Origin of the sequence: Psychrosphaera aquimarina, from assembly GCF_032461525.1 — a bacterium.
Lineage (GTDB): Bacteria > Pseudomonadota > Gammaproteobacteria > Enterobacterales > Alteromonadaceae > Psychrosphaera > Psychrosphaera aquimarina.
Genome location: NZ_JAWCUA010000007.1, coordinates 266268 through 284391, shown reverse-complemented (window position 1 = coordinate 284391; position 18124 = coordinate 266268). Strand labels below are relative to the sequence as shown.

Genomic DNA, 18124 nt, shown 5'->3' with positions numbered 1-18124 from the left:
AAGTTAACTCGTAATCAGTGTGATTTCATCAAAAGCTGTATATATGACAGAACCCTGTTCATGTTATAGATGAGTAATGACTTGAAATACGGTAAGGAACTGGTAATGAGATTAATGCAATGTTATACCCATAGCTATGAAGTAAATTGATGCAACAGCCCATAAAGGTTATTTATATCTATTGGTTTACCTATATGAGCCGTAAACCCCTGACTTAAGTAATATTCAATATCTTCCTTCATAACATTGGCTGTTAATGCAATAACAGGAATACGTGAGTCAAACTCATTAATGAGTATTTGAGCCTCAATTCCATCCATTTCAGGCATATGAATATCCATAAAAATCAAATCATATTTTTTCTGTTTTACTGCGTCTACAGCTTGTTGGCCATTTTCCACAAAAGTTAGGTCTGCCGTTGTTGGTTTTAAAAATGACTTAATTAATGCTTGATTAATTCGGTTATCTTCAGCAATTAAGATATTAAATTTTGCGAGTTTTGGGGCTGTAAGAGACTTTTCTTTCGTATGCTTAGTGGTAATTTTTGAGTGCTTTAAAGGTAGGGTTACTTTAATTTCTGTGCCTTTGTTTAATTCACTGGATAATTTAATTTCTCCTCCCATGAGTTTAATTAAACTTATCGTAATCGACATACCTAATCCAGTGCCGCCGTATTTTCTGGTCGTTGATGTATCAGCTTGTGAGAATCGCTCGAAAATACGCTGTTGTGCATCTGAATTCATTCCAATACCTGAGTCAATCACCTCAAATTGAATAGCTTCTTGATTATTATAAATTTGCTCAGTTACTTTTATTTGTACACTACCTTCACTGGTAAATTTAACCGCATTCGATGCTAGGTTTAATAATATTTGCTTAACCCTAACTAGATCACCCAGCCAGCTATCAGCACAAGTGTTATCGGTAGATACAGAGAAATCTATCCCTTTGTTGCTTACTTCTGAATCTAAATCATATTGAACTGAATCCAGAATTTCTTGAAGAGAAAATGGCGCTTCTTCCAGTTCGAGTTTATTTGATTCAATTTTTGAGTAATCTAATATGTCATTGATGATAGTAAGTAAGCTTTGCGCTGAAAATGAAGCATTGTTTAGTGTGTTTTTTAGTTCTAGATCCAAATCAGCGTTCTTTAATAACTGTAATCCGCCTAAAATTGCATTCATCGGTGTTCTAATTTCATGACTCATATTAGCTAAAAATGCACTCTTTGCTTTGGCTGAATTTTCAGCTTCTTTTTTAGCTTGGATCAACGTTGCAAGTGTATTTACCTTTTCAGTAATGTCGTAGTTAACCCCAATAACTGAAATGGGGGCACCTGTATCATCCCTTACCACTTCTGCACTTGCTTTCATGGTTCTTATTTCGCCATCAGGACGAATGATACGAAACTCTGTATCGTAAATGCCGGTACCATTTATCGCGGCTTCTAATTTTACTTTTGCATCCTCAATATCTTCTGGATGTACGCTATTTTCCCATGCTTGATAAGCGCCTAAAAATTTATCTGTTTTTATGCCATACAGTTTATACATCCATTCATCCCAGATAAGTTCATTAGAGTTTAAGTCCAACTCCCAAACCCCAATGCCTGCTGAATCATTGGCTAACTGCATTTTAAAAGCGCTAGCATCTGCTTTTTCTTTCGCTTCTTGTAATTTAACTTCTACTGCTTTTTGTTGAGAAATATCTTGTACGACGGACCAAATATATTCTTGTCCGTTATTATCCGTTATCTTAATGCCCGAAAGAAGAACCGGATAAGTGTGTCCTTTTTTATGAATATATTCTTTCTGGTATGGCCCATAGCTGCCTTTTGTAGCCATTAAGCTAAGCTGTTTATTTTCTTGTTCTTCATATATTTTTGGCGTTAATTGCCAATAATTCATCTGATTGAGTTCTTCAATACTGTAGCCAGTGAATCGACTAAACTCGTCATTAATGTAGTCAAATTCGCCTGTTTCCATTTTATTGATGGAAATTCCTACAGGGGCTAAATTGACGAAATCAGCAAATTTTTCTTTTCCTGCTCTAACAGTTCATTAATTTTTATGTTGTTTTCTTCAAGCTTTTTTTCTTGATTTTTTACATTTGATATATCAGATACGAAAGCGAATAATATCCCTTCTTCATTATGTTCTATAAAGTGACCTTTAATTCGAACCGGAAAGGTTATTCCTTCCTTGTTTTGGTGTTGAGTTTCGAAATCGACATGTTTTTTTCTTTTAGTTCCTTCCAAAAGGTTGGCCAGACTTCTTTAGGAAACAATGGGTCCCATTCCCACACCTTTTTGCCAATAAGCTCTTCTCTCTTATATCCGAGTTTTGCACAAGCGGCACTGTTTACATAAAATATTTCTGAGTCTGATTTCATCCAAAAAACTTCATCAGCAGCCAATTCCGTGGATAATTTCAAAAACGTTAATAGTTCTTGATTATTTAAGTGCATTGGAAAGGCGGCCTCGCCTTTATTTTTATTTATCTCATGAAGAGTAACGTTTAAATCAGAAGAGTCTGTCATGTAAAAACTTTATTTAAAAGGTTGTAAAGTTAATATAATAAACAATCGGGTAAGTTGCCATAAATTGCTCAATGACTAAAGACCTTTTCAAATTCGAATTTAACCTATGAACACTTTAAGTACGCCTAAAAAAATACATTTAGCGTAGCGTTCAGCTTGCCTTCAGAAAAAGGATAATAATGGTGACCATTGACCATTGACCATTAATATATTACACATTTGGGTTTTTCCTAGAATTAAATGTATTATGAACGTTTGATGGTGGTATATTTTAGGTACCTAAAATAAATGATCAATTAGTATACTTTTCGTAACCTAGGTTGAATAAGTGAGTTTTAGTGGAAAGTTCAATAAAAACAGATAGTAAAGGGAGAAAAATAGTTTATGACGCGTGCATGGAACCTTGTGCGATAGAAAAAGGCATGCGGTTAATTGGCGGTAAATGGAAAGCCTCAATCATTTATCACCTCAAAGACAGCCCTGTTCGATTTAATGATTTAACCAGAATGCTTGGTGGAGCGACAAAAAAGATGGTTGATCAACGTCTAAAAGAACTCGAAGAAGAAGGTATGGTCATTAGAAAAGTTATTAACGATAGACCTATTGCCGTTACTTATGAGCTAACGGACTTTGGGAAATCGGCGTTGTCAATTTTGGACACTTTACGAGAGTGGTCTGAAGCACATGGCATAAAGTTGAACTCAAAGTAATTTGCCGAGTTTAATTTTAAAGTATGGGTTAAAGATAGGTTTGTTTAAAGTTCAGAGCCGCTCTATTCGGTTTTATCCTTAAACTCACACAAATCTTCAATGATGCAAGCGCCACACTTCGGTTTTCGGGCAGTACATATGTATCTGCCATGAAGGATTAGCCAATGGTGCACATCGACTTTGAACTCTGCTGGTACAACCTTAAGAAGCTTTTTTTCAACTTCTACTACGTTTTTACCCATGGCGAATTTGGTGCGATTGGATACGCGGTCTATATGGGTGTCGACAGCTATTGTTGGCCAGCCGAATGCAGTATTTAATACAACGTTAGCGGTTTTTCTACCAACACCTGGTAGCGCTTCTAGGGCTGCTCTGTCTTCTGGTACTTCCGAGTTGTGCAGATCAACTAACATTTGGCAGGTTTTAATGGTGTTTTCGGCTTTGGTATTAAATAAGCCGATGGTTTTTATATACTCTTTTAAGCCTTCTACGCCTAAGGCTAAAATTGCCTCAGGTGTATTTGCAACAGGATAAAGTTTAGCCGTTGCTTTGTTGACGCTTACATCTGTAGCTTGTGCCGATAATAAAACAGCGATCAACAATTCAAATGGGCTTGAGAACTCCAACTCGGTTGTTGGGTTTGGATTGTTATCTCTTAATCGAGTTAATATTTCTAAACGTTTTGTTTTATTCATCTTAGACTTTAAATCTCTTACCACTTATTCTGTCGAAACTCGAAACTCGAAACTCGAAACTCGAAACTCGAAACTCGAAACTCGAAACTCGAAACTCGAAACTCAAATTAATTAACCGTTGTTACTCTAGCGCGTTCAACTTTTTTAGCAGCTTTGTTTTTTTGCTCTTCAAGTTCTTTGTTATCTAGATAGTTTTTACCCGCAATTATAAAGCCCATACCTATGAATGCGCCGGGTGGAAGCACAGCTAAAAGAAACTGTTGATCAAAGTGAAAAATTTGAAACTCTAACGTTCTTGCCCATTCACCAAATAATAAATGCGCTCCATCAAATAACGTACCTTGGCCAATAATTTCACGTGCACCGCCGAGTAATAATAGGATCACGGTAAAGCCTAGTCCCATCATCAATCCATCAAATGCGGCATTAAGAGGTGGGTTTCTTGAAGCGTAAGCTTCTGCTCGGCCAATGATGGCGCAGTTAGTAACAATGAGTGGAATGAAAATACCTAATGATAAATACAGTCCATAAGTATAAGCATTCATTAAAAGCTCGACGATGGTAACAAACGAGGCAATGATCATGATAAATACCGGGATGCGTATTTCTTTTGTTACCCAATCTTTAACCAATGAAATCGTCAAGTTAGACACTATTAAAACTAACATAGTGGCAATCCCTAACCCCAATGCATTAATAAAAGTATTAGTGACCGCAAGAAGAGGGCATAAACCTAATAACTGAACCAGTGCAGGATTGTTTTTCCATAGTCCTTCTTTAGCTATACCTGACCAATCAACTAACTTAAAAGCATTAGCTTTTGGCTCTATTAAGTCGTTGTCTATATCTTCATTATCGTTTATTTCACCTGAAGTCGTGGTATTAGTCATTAGACACCTCGTCTTTAGTAGTTAATGTAGCCTTCTGCTCTTCAAGTTGCGATTGGGGATCTGTAGTTATAGGTTGTACCAATGAGTCTGGAGGTAGCAATTCATCAACCACACATTGGTTTTCCATAACAAACAAACGATCAAAGTTTGAGCTAACATATCTGATGGATTGACGAAGTTGATTAACAACGGCCCTTGGTGTGATAGTTGCGCCCGTAAACTGATCAAAGTAACCACCGTCTTTTTTTACAAACCATCGTTTGTCAGTATCAGAATTTACTTTCATATCATTAAATGACAAAACCCAGTTGGACTTTTCCAAGTCAATCTTATCGCCAAGTCCAGGTGTTTCTTTGTGTTGTAATGTTCTAACACCTTGTACTTTACCTGTTTTATCAATCGCGACCATCAGCTTTATTAAACCGTTATAACCTTTCAGTGTTTGAGTTTGAAACACTAAGGCGTATGGCTGCTCTTGTTGGGTTGCACGGTAAATTACATGGCTTTCATCATCGCCAAAAATAGACTTGTCGGTGATGTGCAAACAATTTTCTAATGGATTATTGTCAAAACGTTCAGGTACTAACACTTGGTTGAGTTTATTCAATAAATCTTGTTGTGCTTGTTGTTCAATTAATGGCGCAGTATACACATAAGTGAGCGAGACTAATAAAGTACACACAGCAGCAAAAGCTGAAAGCAATAAGGCATTCTTTTTAGAGGTGAATATTAATAAGTTTTTATTCATTTTACGCCTTACCTTTGTGACCATAAACGGTTGGCTTAGTGTAATAGTCGATTAAAGGTACACCTAAATTTGCTAACAATACGGCAAAAGCGACGCCGTCAGGATAGCCCCCCCATTCTCTGATCATAAAGATCAACGAGCCAACAATAGCGCCAAATATTAAGCGACCTTTAATTGTTGTTGAAGATGAGATTGGGTCCGTGGCGATAAAGAAAGCGGCAAACATAGTTGCACCTGAAAATAATGTCGCCATCGGTGTTAACGTTAAATCAGGTGTAATAGAGTAACTGATTAAGGTTAAGGTAAATAAGCTGGCGATAACAGCAAGCGGTATATGCCAACGGATAACACCCTGTTTAAGTAATAATAAACCTCCCACTAAATAACCTAAATTAACCCATTCCCAACCAGTACCTCCGTACTCACCATAAATTGGGGAGTTAGTAATTTCTGAGGCGGTTAACCCTAAATCTATTTGGGTCTTAAAGTTATCAAGTGGTGTTGCCATTGTTATACCATCAACAGCCATGCGTAATTGTGTCACGCTATAACCATCTTGAGTAAAGTCAGTGAATACCGCAGCGATACTATCCATCAAACTGATGTCATAAGTCATTAACTGTTGAACAGGCATCCAATTGGTCATGGCAACCGGAAATGAAATTAGCAATACGACATAACCTGCCATTGCAGGATTAAAAAGGTTAAAACCAAGTCCACCGTATAACTGCTTTACGATAATAATTGCAAAAGAGACGCCGATGACACTTATCCACCAAGGCGCTAATGGCGGTATAGAAACGGCAATTAACAAACCCGTTAACATAGCTGAACCGTCAGCTAAAGTAGCTCTAACTGGCTTTTCTCTTAAGGTCAAAATGATAGCTTCGGATATTAAGGCCACCAAGATACATAAAAATATTTGAACCATGACGCCCCAACCAAAGAAATAAACTTGGGCGGCTACGCCAGGTAAACAGGCGTAACACACCGCTCTCATCACTTGATTAGTGGTTAATCCCGCTCTACTGTGCGGCGAGCTTACAAAAAGATTTGTCAGTCGTTTCATTATTTTTGCTCACCTTGATCTTTCTGTTTTTTGGCTTTTGCTCTGGCAATTGCAGCGGCCACTTTGTCTTTTTTAATTTGTTCTGGCGTTTTACTATCTGTAGACATCTGTTCACTAACCGGTGGCACAATACTTTCAGAGCTTGTGTTATCTGTCTTAGGCTCAGTTTCATTTGTTTCTTTAAGCTTTTTAGCTTTTGCTCTGGCGATAGCCGCAGCCACTTTATCTTTTTTGACTTGCTCTGCAGAAACGGGGTCAGAGGTTTGCTCTTTTTCTTCAACGTTAGCAACTGCAGGTTCTACAGCCTCTTTAAGCTTTTTAGCTTTTGCTCTGGCGATAGCTGCTGCCACTTTATCTTTTTTAGCTTGTTCAGCGGTTTGTACTTTTTCTTCAACGACCTCAGTACCTTTAGCCTTAATATCTTTTGGCTTAGTGTCATCAGTCCTAGTTTTATCAGGTTTAGTCTCATCAGAGTTTAATGCAGCTTGCTGTTTTTTAGCTTTTGCTCTAGCGATAGCGGCGGCTACTCTATCTTGAGTATCCGTTGTTTTTACTTCTGGAATATTAGCTTCTGAAGTCTTGTTTTCAACCTCAGTCGTTGTTCCAGCTAGTTCATTCTTTTTCGCTTTTGCTCGAGCAAGGGCTGCAGCTATTTTATCTTTGGCGCTGTTGTCTTTTTCTAAAGCTTTTTTACGTTTTTCAGCAGACTCTTTATGGCGTTGCAGGCGAGCTTGTTTGTCTCTTTCTAGCCGTTCTTGACGTGCTTCAAATCGTTCTTTGGCTTTGTCTGATTTAATTTTATCTTCTTTTGCCTGTTTTATTTCAACTTTACTAGTACGGTAATATTGAACTAGTGGTATTTGACTTGGGCACACATAAGAACACACACCACATTCTATGCAGTCCGCTAAGTTATATTCTTCTAATTTATCGTGATCTTTGGCTTTGCTAAACCACAATAGTTGTTGTGGTAATAAGTTAACAGGGCAGGCATCCGCGCATAAACTACAACGAATACAAGCTTGTTCAACACCACGAGAAGGCAATAAATATTCACTTGGTGCTAAGATACAGTTAGTACTCTTTACTACTGGCATCATGATATCCATGATGTTAAAGCCCATCATAGGGCCGCCCATAATAAGACGCTGATCTTGTTCTGGCACTAAACCACAATGAGTTAATAAATCAGAGATTGGCGCTCCTAATTTTACCCATAAATTTTGTGGTCTAGAGATTGATTCACCGGTAATGGTAACCACACGTTCAATTAAGGCTTCACCGTCTATAACCGCTTTTTTTATGGCAAAACAAGTACCAATATTTTGCATTACAATCCCAATATCTGCTGGGATGGATTGGTTTGGCACTTCTAAACCTGTAAGGATTTGTATAAGTTGTTTCTCGCCGCCAGAAGGATATTTAGTCGGCACAACTCTTACTTCAATATGTTTGTGATCAACAATGACTTTTTCGATAGCGCTGATAGCTTCTGGTTTATTATCTTCAATTGCAATCACAACCAACTCAGGCTTAACCATATGCTGAAGAACTTCAATACCTTGAATGATCTCTTGTGCATAATGTCGCATTAATACGTCATCTGCCGTGATATAAGGTTCACATTCCACCGCATTAATGATCAATAATTCAACATTTTTTGTTGGATTGGCTTTTATGTAAGTTGGAAAACCAGCGCCGCCTAGACCGGCGATACCCATTGATTTTAAATGGGCGATTAACTCCGAATTCGGTTTGTTTTGCCAATCAGGGATAGGTTGATTGGCGATGGCAATGTTTTCACCGTCTGACTCTAAAACAACGGTTGTTTCTGGTATTCCTGATGGATGCGCTGACACATGTAAAATGATGTCTTTAATTAAACCAGAGGTTGGAGCATGTACTGGTAAACTTAACCCTTCTTTTGGGTTCGTTAAAGGTTGCCCAGCTAAAACACGATCGCCTACACTAACAATTAAATCACCTTCATTACCAATATGTTGTTTAATTGGTACATAATAAATTGGGGAAAGTGGCGCAATATCAATTGGATTCGTGTTTGATAACGATTTTCGCTCAGGTGGATGAATACCGCCAGGAATATCCCACAGTTTTCCACTTCTCATCTGTTCAATTAAACTTAATTCTGAATGCAAAATAAAACCTGAAATTAATTAACGTTTTTAACTGGGATTGCTAACGTATCCCATTTCCAATTTGTGGCACTTAATGGAACCATATCTATACAATCGACAGGACAAGGTTCGACACATAAGTCGCAGCCAGTACATTCGTCAATAATGACAGTATGCATTACTTTAGATGCGCCCATAATGGCATCGACTGGGCATGCTTGGATACATTTGGTACAACCGATACATTCATCTTCTCTAATAAATGCGACTTTTTTAACATCTTCTTCGCCGTGAGCGGAATCTAATGGTTTAGCATCAACGCCCATTAAGTCGGCTAGTTGTTTAATGGTAGCTTCGCCACCTGGAGGACATTTATTTATATCATCGCCATTGGCGATCGCCTCAGCGTAAGGTTTACAACCTGGATAGCCGCATTGACCACATTGTGTTTGAGGCAGTAAGTTATCAATCTGCTCAACAAGTGGATCGGCTTCGACTTTAAATTTTACAGAAGCAAAACCTAAAACAGCACCAAAGATAATGGTTAAGGCTACGAGTGCGCCAAGGGCAATTAACAAAGTGTACATTTAAAATTTCACCAATCCAGCAAATCCCATAAAGGCCAAAGACATTAATCCAGCCGTGATCATCGCAATTGCAGACCCTTTAAAAGGCAAAGGCACGTCAGCCACTGCAAGACGTTCTCTCATTGATGCAAATAAAACGAGAACTAAAGAAAAGCCAGCTGCGGCACCAAAACCATAAACAATGGACTGTAAGAAGTTGTGTTCGGCATTGACGTTTAACAAAGCTACACCTAACACCGCACAGTTCGTTGTAATTAATGGCAAGAAAATACCAAGCAAACGATATAATTTAGGGCTGGTTTTTTGAACCACTATTTCAGTAAATTGCACTACGACCGCGATTACTAAAATAAAGGAAATGGTACGCAGATACTCGATACCAAGAGGCTGAAGAATGTAAGTATTGAGTAAATAACTAGACATTGAAGCCAAAGTTAAGACAAAAGTAGTCGCCATCGACATCCCTATAGCAGTTTCGATTTTACTCGACACTCCCATAAATGGACATAGGCCTAAGAATTTTACGAGTACAAAGTTATTAACCAGTACCGTACTTACTAATAAAAGAAAATATTCAGTCATTAAATCTAGCTAAATTGATTTTTTTGTATTATCCGGTTTTCCAGCATGATTAACAACATAAGATTTATAAGGTTATTGGATAAAATTTAGTTATGGGTGCTTGTTAATTATTCGCTTGGGTATCGGCAAGTGATAATAAAGTCGTTAGGCTGGTTTTGTTGTCGTAAGGTAAAGCCGCCACGCCAAGTTTAGCCGAGACATCTTGTTCTAAAAATGAATCAGTAAAGTGCTCTGTAATGTGATTAATCAACGTATCGCATTGTTGTTTAGAATAACTCGGTAACATAATGCCAAAGTCGAAGGCATTTAACTTAAATGCTTGTTCAGTAGGGTGCTTGATTAGTTGTGTTGAAATCGCTGACCCAATTAATTGAATATATCTGTCGCCAGCTGGGTAACCTAAATTAAAGTTTAAATACTCTAATTGTGATGCTCTGATTAACACAAAATATCCTGATTGATTTACTTGGGTGTCACTTAACATTTGTTCAAAATATTTTATAAACAATGGACCTGTTGCTAATCCAGTTAGTTTATCTCGAACTTGTTGGTCATCTACATTTTGGTATTTATTTCCACTTTCTTGTCCAGATAGGGAATTATTCATTATTTTATTTGTTTTAAAAATACTATTTAAACCAAGGATCAAACTAGGCGCTAAAAACATAAAAAAGAGCAGTCCAGTGAAAGGTTGTAGAAATTCATCATACGAAGAGTGGAACTCAATATATAACTCACCATTTGATGAGATAAGAGAAGTTGGTTCGGTATAAAGCGAGAAACGTTTGAGAATAGGGGTAATTAAAGGCAACTTACCTTCCGCTTGAATATAACGGTACAGTACATTTCCACTATTGTCCGTAATGGTTAAAAACTCTAACTCAACCGCGGCTCTTAATTGCTTTGAGAGTAATTTCGCATTATCACCCAAATTACTGTAAGTGAATTGCTCAACCAGTTGGATCTGATTCTGTTGTTTGTTATGGATTAAATTTGAAGCGGTGATCAATACCACACCGGATAACATGACACCTAAAATGATACTTAAGAATATAAATGTGAATACACGTTGGCGTTTTGATCTCATATTAAGTAACAAGCACTCTTTAATAGTAGGTGGATAGATAAACGTTTAAGACTTTTAGATATAAAATTATAAGAAGACTATAAAAGCAGATTTGTTTCAGGATTGAAAGTGATCTTTATTAACTTGAAAAATAGTGGGATGTTTTGTACATCGAACATCAAGGTTTGAGATTCGAGCTTTGAGTTTCGAGCTTAGAGCTTAGAGCTTAGAGCTTAGAGCTTAGAGCTTAGAGCTTAGAGCTTAGAGCTTAGAGCTTAGAGCTTAGAGCTTAGAGCTTAGAGCTTAGAGCTTAGAGTTTCGATGGCTCCCCCTCCCGAACACAAAAGTGGACCTGTGCAAGTTAAAGAGTACAGTCCGTCGCTCTAACTAATAGAAATATATAAATTATATAAAATAGGGTAGGTGATGCAGTTATTTACTTTTAGAGTTTATAAATTGATGTTTACAACTTGGCGTTTCGATGGCTCCCCCTCCCGAACACAAAAGTGGACCTGTGCAAGGTAAAGAGTACAGTCCGTCGCTCTAACTAATAGAAATATATAAAATAGGGTAGGTGATGCAGCTATTTACTTTTAGAGTATATAAATTGATGTTTAGAACTTGGAGTTTCGATGGCTCCCCCTCCCCGACTCGAACGGGGGACCTGCGGATTAACAGTCCGTCGCTCTAACCAACTGAGCTAAGGGGGAATTGTATCGAGAATAAAGTAGAAATTGGCTCCCCCTCCCCGACTCGAACGGGGGACCTGCGGATTAACAGTCCGTCGCTCTAACCAACTGAGCTAAGGGGGAACACTATTGTCAAACGTTAAATTGGCTCCCCCTCCCCGACTCGAACGGGGGACCTGCGGATTAACAGTCCGTCGCTCTAACCAACTGAGCTAAGGGGGAACATATCGTCGTCTGACAACGGGGCGCAATCTTAATTATCGAGTAGGCCACTGTCAACCTATTTTATGCCTTAAATTTGACATTTTGGTCTATTTGTACAGTTCCTAAACAATATTAAATAAACTACAAAAATATATTGCAGTTTTGAGATAAATTTAGTTGTAACAAATTGTCCATTTTGGGGCAGTTTTTTGTAATTCACGAGGTTAAAGGTCTGTGGCATTTTATCCACCGAATCTGTGGATAACTCTGTGTGTGAGTTTGTTATATATTGCTACAGGCCAGTAGAATCGCGTGTCAATATGGTAAATGTGAAAATCTCCGATTATTTTATAAATCATTATTTATCAATTGGTTAGGTTGTTTTTGTTGCTCATTTATGAACATTGGTACGAAAAATAATCATAAACATAACTTAAAAAAATCAGCTGTGCACAACAACAGTGTAAATTGATTACTTTTCGTTATATAAGCGCTTAAATATTGATTAATGGAGGAATTATGCGGGTTGTGCAATAAAAGTTAAATTAAATAGAAACTAAAGGTGAACAAATAGCAGAGTTTCATTAGAATAGGCTTTTGTTTCTCAGGTCTATTTCAATTTTATGTCGTCTTCTGAAAATTTACTAACAGCACCAATAGGCCCAGTGTTAAAAAAATGACCAAACAAGTGCTATTTGGCATGTTAATGTTAATGTCATTTAACTTAATAGACACTTATTTTATTGGGCTACTTGGTACTGATCCTCTTGCTGCAATTAGTTTTACATTTCCCGTCACCTTCACCATCATAAGTTTGTCTATTGGATTAGGCATAGGCACCTCTGCTGTGATTGCCAAAGCTCGTGGGGCTAATTTATTAGAGCAAGCCAAAGATGATGGATTAGGGGCTTTGATCCTTTCTTTTATATTAGTTGCTGTTTTAGCTTTCCTCACTTACTTATTCACCAATGAAATATTCACCTTATTAGGGGCAAAGTCAGATTTATTGCCATTAATTCATGAGTATATGGACATTTGGTATATAGGTGCGGTGTTTTTAATGTCGCCTATGGTCGGAAATGCTGTGTTAAGGGCATCAGGGGATGCAAAAACACCCAGTATTATTATGGCAACCAGCGGCTTAATTAATGCGATTTTAGACCCTTTGCTTATTTTCGGTATTGGTCCATTCCCAGAGCTGGGCATTCAAGGCGCCGCTATTGCGAGTGTCATCGCTTGGGCGTTTGGGTTTGTAATCGTAATTTATATATTGGCTGTTAAACGTAAATTAATATGGATACGTTGGATCCCAATTACCCAATTTATTGCGGTAAGCAAACGTATTTTAAAAATTGGCTTACCTGCCGCAGGGGCTAACATGTTAACCCCAATAGCCATGGCGGTATTAACTGCAATTATTGCAGTTCATGGAAATGCAGCAGTTGCAGGGTTTGGTGTAGGTACTCGAATTGAGTCCATTGCCAGTATGGTGGTATTAGCGCTGTCCATGACATTACCGCCTTTTATAAGCCAAAACTTTGGAGCTGGGCAATGGGATAGGGTAGAGCAGGCTTATAAGTCGGTGATTAAATTTGTCTTGCTGTGGCAACTGGGCGTTTACTTATTACTTGCATTAGCCGCTGGGTATATCGCTATGGCATTTGGTAAAGATGATCCTGTTGTAATGGATGTTATTAAGTTATTCATTTGGACTTTACCGTTAAGTTATGGTTTCCAAGGCATTATCATTTTATCTAACTCCTCATTGAATGCGCTTCATCGTCCTATGAGCGCACTGGTTTTGTCAGTGATCCGTTTATTTGTTTTTTACGTACCTTTTGCATATTTAGGATCGGTATATTTTGGCTTAGTTGGACTTTTTGTTGGTGCGTTAATCGGTAATGTATTTACCGCAATCATCGCCTATAAGTGGTTTTTAAAAGCATTACCACAAGCTGCAGTAGTTAAGGCAGAAGGTTAATCATGGATAAAATAGTTAAAGCGTTTGACTTACACAGTAAATTTGAACCAAGTGGTGATCAACCTACAGCGATAAAGCAGTTAGTTGAAGGGTTAGATAATGGTTTGGCTTATCAAACCTTATTAGGGGCTACGGGAACAGGTAAAACCTTTACCATGGCTAATGTGATTAGTTCCGTCGACAGACCAACATTGATCATGGCTCATAATAAAACGTTAGCAGCGCAATTATATGGTGAAATGAAAGAGTTTTTTCCAAATAATGCGGTTGAATATTTTGTTTCATATTATGACTACTATCAGCCAGAAGCTTATGTTGCCTCAACTGATACTTTTATCGAAAAAGACGCTTCGATTAATGAACATATTGAACAAATGCGTTTGTCAGCGACCAAAGCATTAATGGAACGACGTGATGTAATTATTATCGCGTCAGTTTCCGCTATTTACGGTTTAGGCGATCCAGAGTCCTATATGAAGATGTTATTGCACCTTCGAGTTGGTGATATTGTCGATCATAAACAAATCTTATTACGTTTAGCTGAGTTACAGTACACACGCAACGATATTGAATTTCAACGTGGTTGTTATCGTGTCCGTGGTGACGTAATTGATATATTTCCTGCAGACTCAGACAAATACGCTTTTAGAGTAGAATTATTTGATGAAGAGATAGAGAAGTTAACCAGTTTTGACCCTTTAACTGGAGCACTGGAAAGAGAAATTACCAGAGCAACGATATTCCCTAAAACGCACTATGTGACGCCTCGTGAAAAAATTATGGCGGCGATTGATAAAATTAAAGTTGAATTAAAAGAACGCAAAACACAACTGAAAGAAGCCAATAAACTAATTGAAGAACAAAGAATAAGCCAACGTACTCTGTTTGATATGGAAATGATGCGTGAGCTAGGTTATTGCTCGGGCATTGAAAACTACTCTAGGTATTTATCAGAAAGAGATCCTGGCGCACCACCACCAACGTTGATCGATTATTTTCCATCAGACGGCTTACTTATCATTGATGAATCACATGTTACGGTTTCACAAATTGGTGCTATGTATAAAGGTGACCGCTCTCGTAAAGAGAATCTAGTGGAATATGGCTTTCGTTTGCCTTCGGCATTAGATAATAGACCGTTACGTTTTCCTGAATTTGAACAGCTTTCACCGCAGACCATTTATGTGTCCGCAACTCCAGGTAACTATGAAATAGAGAAGTGCGGAGACGATGTAGCTCAACAAGTCATTCGACCAACGGGGTTATTAGATCCTATTATTGAAGTTAGGCCAGTGGCCACACAAGTCGATGATTTGATGTCTGAAATTCATTTACGGGTCGCTGAAAATGAACGTGTATTAGTGACAACATTGACCAAACGAATGGCTGAAGACCTGTCGGATTATTTGGCCGATCATGGGATTAAAGTTCGGTATTTACATTCTGATATAGACACTGTTGAACGAATTGAAATCATCCGTGATTTAAGAGGTGGTAAATTTGATGTGTTGGTAGGTATTAACTTACTACGTGAAGGTTTGGATATGCCAGAAGTCTCTTTGGTCGCAATACTTGATGCTGACAAAGAAGGCTTTTTACGTTCAGAACGTTCGTTAATACAAACGATAGGCCGTGCGGCTCGTAACATTCATGGTCGTGCAATTTTATATGGCGATCGTATAACTAAATCAATGCGTAAAGCCATCGATGTGACAAATGAACGCCGGGAAATTCAACATGCTTATAATGTAAAAAATGGAATTACGCCGCGCGGTGTTGTGAAAAGTATCACAGACATCATGGATGTGGGTGGTGATAATCCTGCATTAAATGCGGCACAAAAAATATTAATCAAAGAAGGTTTAGCAGAATACAAAACTAAGTCGCCAACGGAAATTGCTAAAGAGATTAAAGTACTGGAAGGGCAAATGATGGAACATGCTAAAAACTTAGAGTTTGAAAAAGCGGGAGAACTTAGAGATAAAGTTCAGCAGCTGCATCAACAGATCATTAAAAACTCTTAATTAATATCCATCATTATTTCGAATTTCTAACAGCAATAAACGAACTATTTTTGTAATAGTTCGTTTGTTGTATGGTTGGCGGATAACTCAATTATTAATCCAATCTTACGTGATGAAGGCTTATTCAGTCGACTAATTGCAGAGAAAACACGGTCTTGTTGATCAAATGGCATCGACATGTCGCTCATAAATTCTGAAGCGGCTAGCCCATCATTATTCATTAGATAATTATTAATCACATCTGCTTGGCATCTCATTACATTATTCATCGTTAATCCTACCTTCATATAAACTTTTTAATAACGGAAAATCCTTTTGATTTGTTCACTCATTGACCTTACAAATATTAGTGTTGTAACTTGTACTTGTTAGATTATTTTATTGTGAATAAATAAGCAGTTATTTCTTTTATGAATAGAAAGTGTAATTAAATGCGGGAAGCTATTTACTTACAGTTAGTGGGAGTAACCGCAAATACTTTATTAAAAATTAATTATTCAGAAGGTTTCTCTTTAATATCATTATCAATTTAAGAGATATGATTGAAATTTATTCGTCTTGTTAAATAGTCATAAATTATCTATGTTAACTAACTTAATTTAAGTCAAAGGCAAATGATAAAAAATAGTAAGGATATTTTATGCGTTTAAGTCAGAAGTACCTCATCCCCTTCATCTCAATAACATCACTTTCTGCTTTAGCAGCAGATCCAGTTCCAAACGTATTTACAGCGGGCACACCTGCTAAAGCTGCAGAAGTTAATGCTAATTTTCAACACTTAGTTACCGCCACTACTGTTAATGAAGAAGCATTGGCTGCTCTAGACGCTAAAATTGCTGAGATGGAAGACAGTGAAGTGCCATTATCACCATTATCTCAGTTAAAAGACGGTGAAATCGAATTGGCAGTTGATTGCACGAATAACCCTTCAGATTTACTCGAGAAATATCAAGCGAATGCGTATTTCACTAATGTAAATTTCAGTATTACTGGAGAATGTTACGGTGATATTCGATTTATAAAAGGTAATCCAGATGACGATGAGGATAATGACAGACGGATTCAATTAGCATCTCAATCTGTCCATTTATATGCAGCTGATGCTGAGCAACGTGCTTCAATTATTCCAAATCCTGATACTCAACAAGTTAGGTTAGACAATGGCTTAGGTGGTGGCTTATACATTTCAAATTTAGATATAAAGGCAGGTACGAACGATATTTTTAATGCTATCGGGTTTTACCGTGGTGGTCATGGCAGTGTAAATAATACGGTGATCACTGGTGTGGGATCTAGTGATAACACTTACATCGCGGCCATTGTTGCACAAGAAGGCGCACAAGTTTATATCAATGGAGTGACAGCAAACGAGTTTGATACAGGTGTGTTTGCTAGAAATAATGCAACTATAAGATTTACAGGGGCACCGAGCACATTTAATGTTGGAGGGCCATGGGCACTTGATTTAAATGGTGCAACTACAGTCAACCAACAAGCTGACCTGACGTTAAACTCAACTGACGGCAACGCATTAAAAATTGGAAAAGGAGTAAGTTGGGAAGCATGGGAGTGGCAAGATCATACACCTAAGATCACAACACAAGGTAATGTATCGTTAGAAGGTGGAGGCTTCTTGCAAGCTGGTGATATGGAGATTGCAGGTTATTTTTATATGGATCAAAGTGTTAGCCGTGTATTTGGTGATATGACTTTTAGCGATGTTAGCAGCATGACCGTCACCAACAATTCTAGCGCTACCTTTAATAATTTGGTTACTGAGCATTTACATATAGATCAAGGTGCTCAAGTACTCGTTAAAGGGGGAACAGTAAGTGAAGCTTTTGCAAACTATAATTCAAGCCTTAAAGTAGAGAGTACGACGTTAAATTTAATATCAGGTTATGCGGCAAGTACTGTGTGGATGAGTAGTTCAACGTTAACTTCATCCAGTGAAGATTCTTCGCAAATTAAACACAACTCAACCTTGACCGTGGAAAATTCAACCATTTCTAATACCGTCGAAATACACAGTAGTAAATCGGAAGTTTCCGGTGATACATTTGTAGGTAATACCAGCTCTTTTAATTGTAGTGGCATGTCTAGTCTAGAAATAAGTGTTAATGATGTAAGTAATAACTCGAATTGTGGTACCCCAACAATTTGGCAAGAAATACTAGATGCACATTTAAATCGATAATTAAGGCAG

15 protein-coding genes and 3 tRNA genes are annotated in these 18124 nt (G+C 37.7%); 4 read left to right on the top strand and 14 right to left on the bottom strand.

What is annotated here, in order from left to right; all coding sequences use genetic code 11:
- Nucleotides 1-134: 134 nt before the first annotated feature.
- Both RT723_RS07845 and RT723_RS07835 read right to left on the bottom strand, forming a co-directional pair.
- Entirely contained in the window at nt 135-1985 is a 1851-nt protein-coding gene (locus RT723_RS07845; RefSeq protein ID WP_428983626.1) for a PAS domain-containing protein, read from the bottom strand.
- A gap of 205 nt (nt 1986-2190) precedes the next feature.
- Nucleotides 2191-2538 carry a PAS domain S-box protein gene (locus RT723_RS07835; protein ID WP_315946569.1) on the bottom strand — a complete coding sequence of 116 codons (348 nt, stop codon included), beginning with the start codon at nt 2536-2538 and terminating at the stop codon, nt 2191-2193.
- Between the two features lie 338 nt (nt 2539-2876).
- Here RT723_RS07835 and RT723_RS07830 point away from each other — a divergent pair, with 338 nt between their 5' ends.
- The gene (locus tag RT723_RS07830) at nt 2877-3248 is read left to right on the top strand and encodes a winged helix-turn-helix transcriptional regulator (protein ID WP_315946568.1); all 372 of its coding nucleotides are present in this window, start codon (nt 2877-2879) and stop codon (nt 3246-3248) included.
- A gap of 62 nt (nt 3249-3310) precedes the next feature.
- Here the strand turns inward: RT723_RS07830 and nth are convergent, their stop codons facing one another.
- From nth to RT723_RS07775, 11 genes are all read right to left on the bottom strand, one after another.
- Nucleotides 3311-3943: an endonuclease III gene (gene nth / locus RT723_RS07825; protein WP_315946567.1), complete on the bottom strand. Its 633-nt coding sequence runs from the start codon at nt 3941-3943 to the stop codon at nt 3311-3313.
- Between the two features lie 107 nt (nt 3944-4050).
- Nucleotides 4051-4833, bottom strand: a complete 783-nt coding sequence (locus tag RT723_RS07820) for an electron transport complex subunit E (protein ID WP_216054099.1) — start codon at nt 4831-4833, stop codon at nt 4051-4053.
- Nucleotides 4826-5581 carry an electron transport complex subunit RsxG gene (rsxG, locus tag RT723_RS07815; protein ID WP_315946566.1) on the bottom strand — a complete coding sequence of 252 codons (756 nt, stop codon included), beginning with the start codon at nt 5579-5581 and terminating at the stop codon, nt 4826-4828. Before rsxG ends, RT723_RS07820 begins: the two co-directional genes overlap by 8 nt.
- Before the next feature lies 1 nt (nt 5582).
- On the bottom strand, nt 5583-6650 hold the full coding sequence (gene rsxD, locus RT723_RS07810; RefSeq protein WP_315946565.1) for an electron transport complex subunit RsxD: 1068 nt from the start codon (nt 6648-6650) through the stop codon (nt 5583-5585).
- Entirely contained in the window at nt 6650-8806 is a 2157-nt protein-coding gene (rsxC, locus tag RT723_RS07805; RefSeq protein ID WP_315946564.1) for an electron transport complex subunit RsxC, read from the bottom strand. Before rsxC ends, rsxD begins: the two co-directional genes overlap by 1 nt.
- 14 nt (nt 8807-8820) lie before the next feature.
- On the bottom strand, nt 8821-9372 hold the full coding sequence (gene rsxB, locus RT723_RS07800; RefSeq protein ID WP_315946563.1) for an electron transport complex subunit RsxB: 552 nt from the start codon (nt 9370-9372) through the stop codon (nt 8821-8823).
- Nucleotides 9373-9954, bottom strand: a complete 582-nt coding sequence (gene rsxA, locus RT723_RS07795; RefSeq protein ID WP_216054095.1) for an electron transport complex subunit RsxA — start codon at nt 9952-9954, stop codon at nt 9373-9375. It abuts the gene before it with no gap.
- Nucleotides 9955-10057: 103 nt separating this feature from the next.
- On the bottom strand, nt 10058-11041 hold the full coding sequence (locus tag RT723_RS07790; protein WP_315946562.1) for a diguanylate cyclase domain-containing protein: 984 nt from the start codon (nt 11039-11041) through the stop codon (nt 10058-10060).
- Between the two features lie 612 nt (nt 11042-11653).
- Nucleotides 11654-11730: transfer RNA gene (locus tag RT723_RS07785), tRNA-Asn, on the bottom strand.
- 25 nt (nt 11731-11755) lie between these two features.
- Nucleotides 11756-11832 (bottom strand) — tRNA-Asn (locus RT723_RS07780).
- 22 nt (nt 11833-11854) lie between these two features.
- A tRNA-Asn gene (locus RT723_RS07775) sits at nt 11855-11931 on the bottom strand.
- 658 nt (nt 11932-12589) lie between these two features.
- On the opposite strand from RT723_RS07775, the gene RT723_RS07770 reads away from it, so the two are divergent.
- Together RT723_RS07770 and uvrB are read left to right on the top strand one after the other, a co-directional pair.
- The gene (locus RT723_RS07770) at nt 12590-13894 is read left to right on the top strand and encodes an MATE family efflux transporter (RefSeq protein ID WP_315946561.1); all 1305 of its coding nucleotides are present in this window, start codon (nt 12590-12592) and stop codon (nt 13892-13894) included.
- Nucleotides 13895-13896: 2 nt separating this feature from the next.
- Nucleotides 13897-15918 carry an excinuclease ABC subunit UvrB gene (gene uvrB, locus RT723_RS07765; protein WP_428983623.1) on the top strand — a complete coding sequence of 674 codons (2022 nt, stop codon included), beginning with the start codon at nt 13897-13899 and terminating at the stop codon, nt 15916-15918.
- Nucleotides 15919-15962: 44 nt separating this feature from the next.
- On the opposite strand, the gene RT723_RS07760 is transcribed toward uvrB, so the two are convergent.
- A complete protein-coding gene (locus RT723_RS07760; protein WP_315946560.1) occupies nt 15963-16187 on the bottom strand; it encodes a hypothetical protein in 225 nt (74 codons plus the stop codon).
- 371 nt (nt 16188-16558) lie between these two features.
- Between RT723_RS07760 and RT723_RS07755 the strand changes: the two genes are divergently transcribed.
- Nucleotides 16559-18115 carry a hypothetical protein gene (locus tag RT723_RS07755; RefSeq protein ID WP_315946559.1) on the top strand — a complete coding sequence of 519 codons (1557 nt, stop codon included), beginning with the start codon at nt 16559-16561 and terminating at the stop codon, nt 18113-18115.
- Nucleotides 18116-18124: the final 9 nt, after the last annotated feature.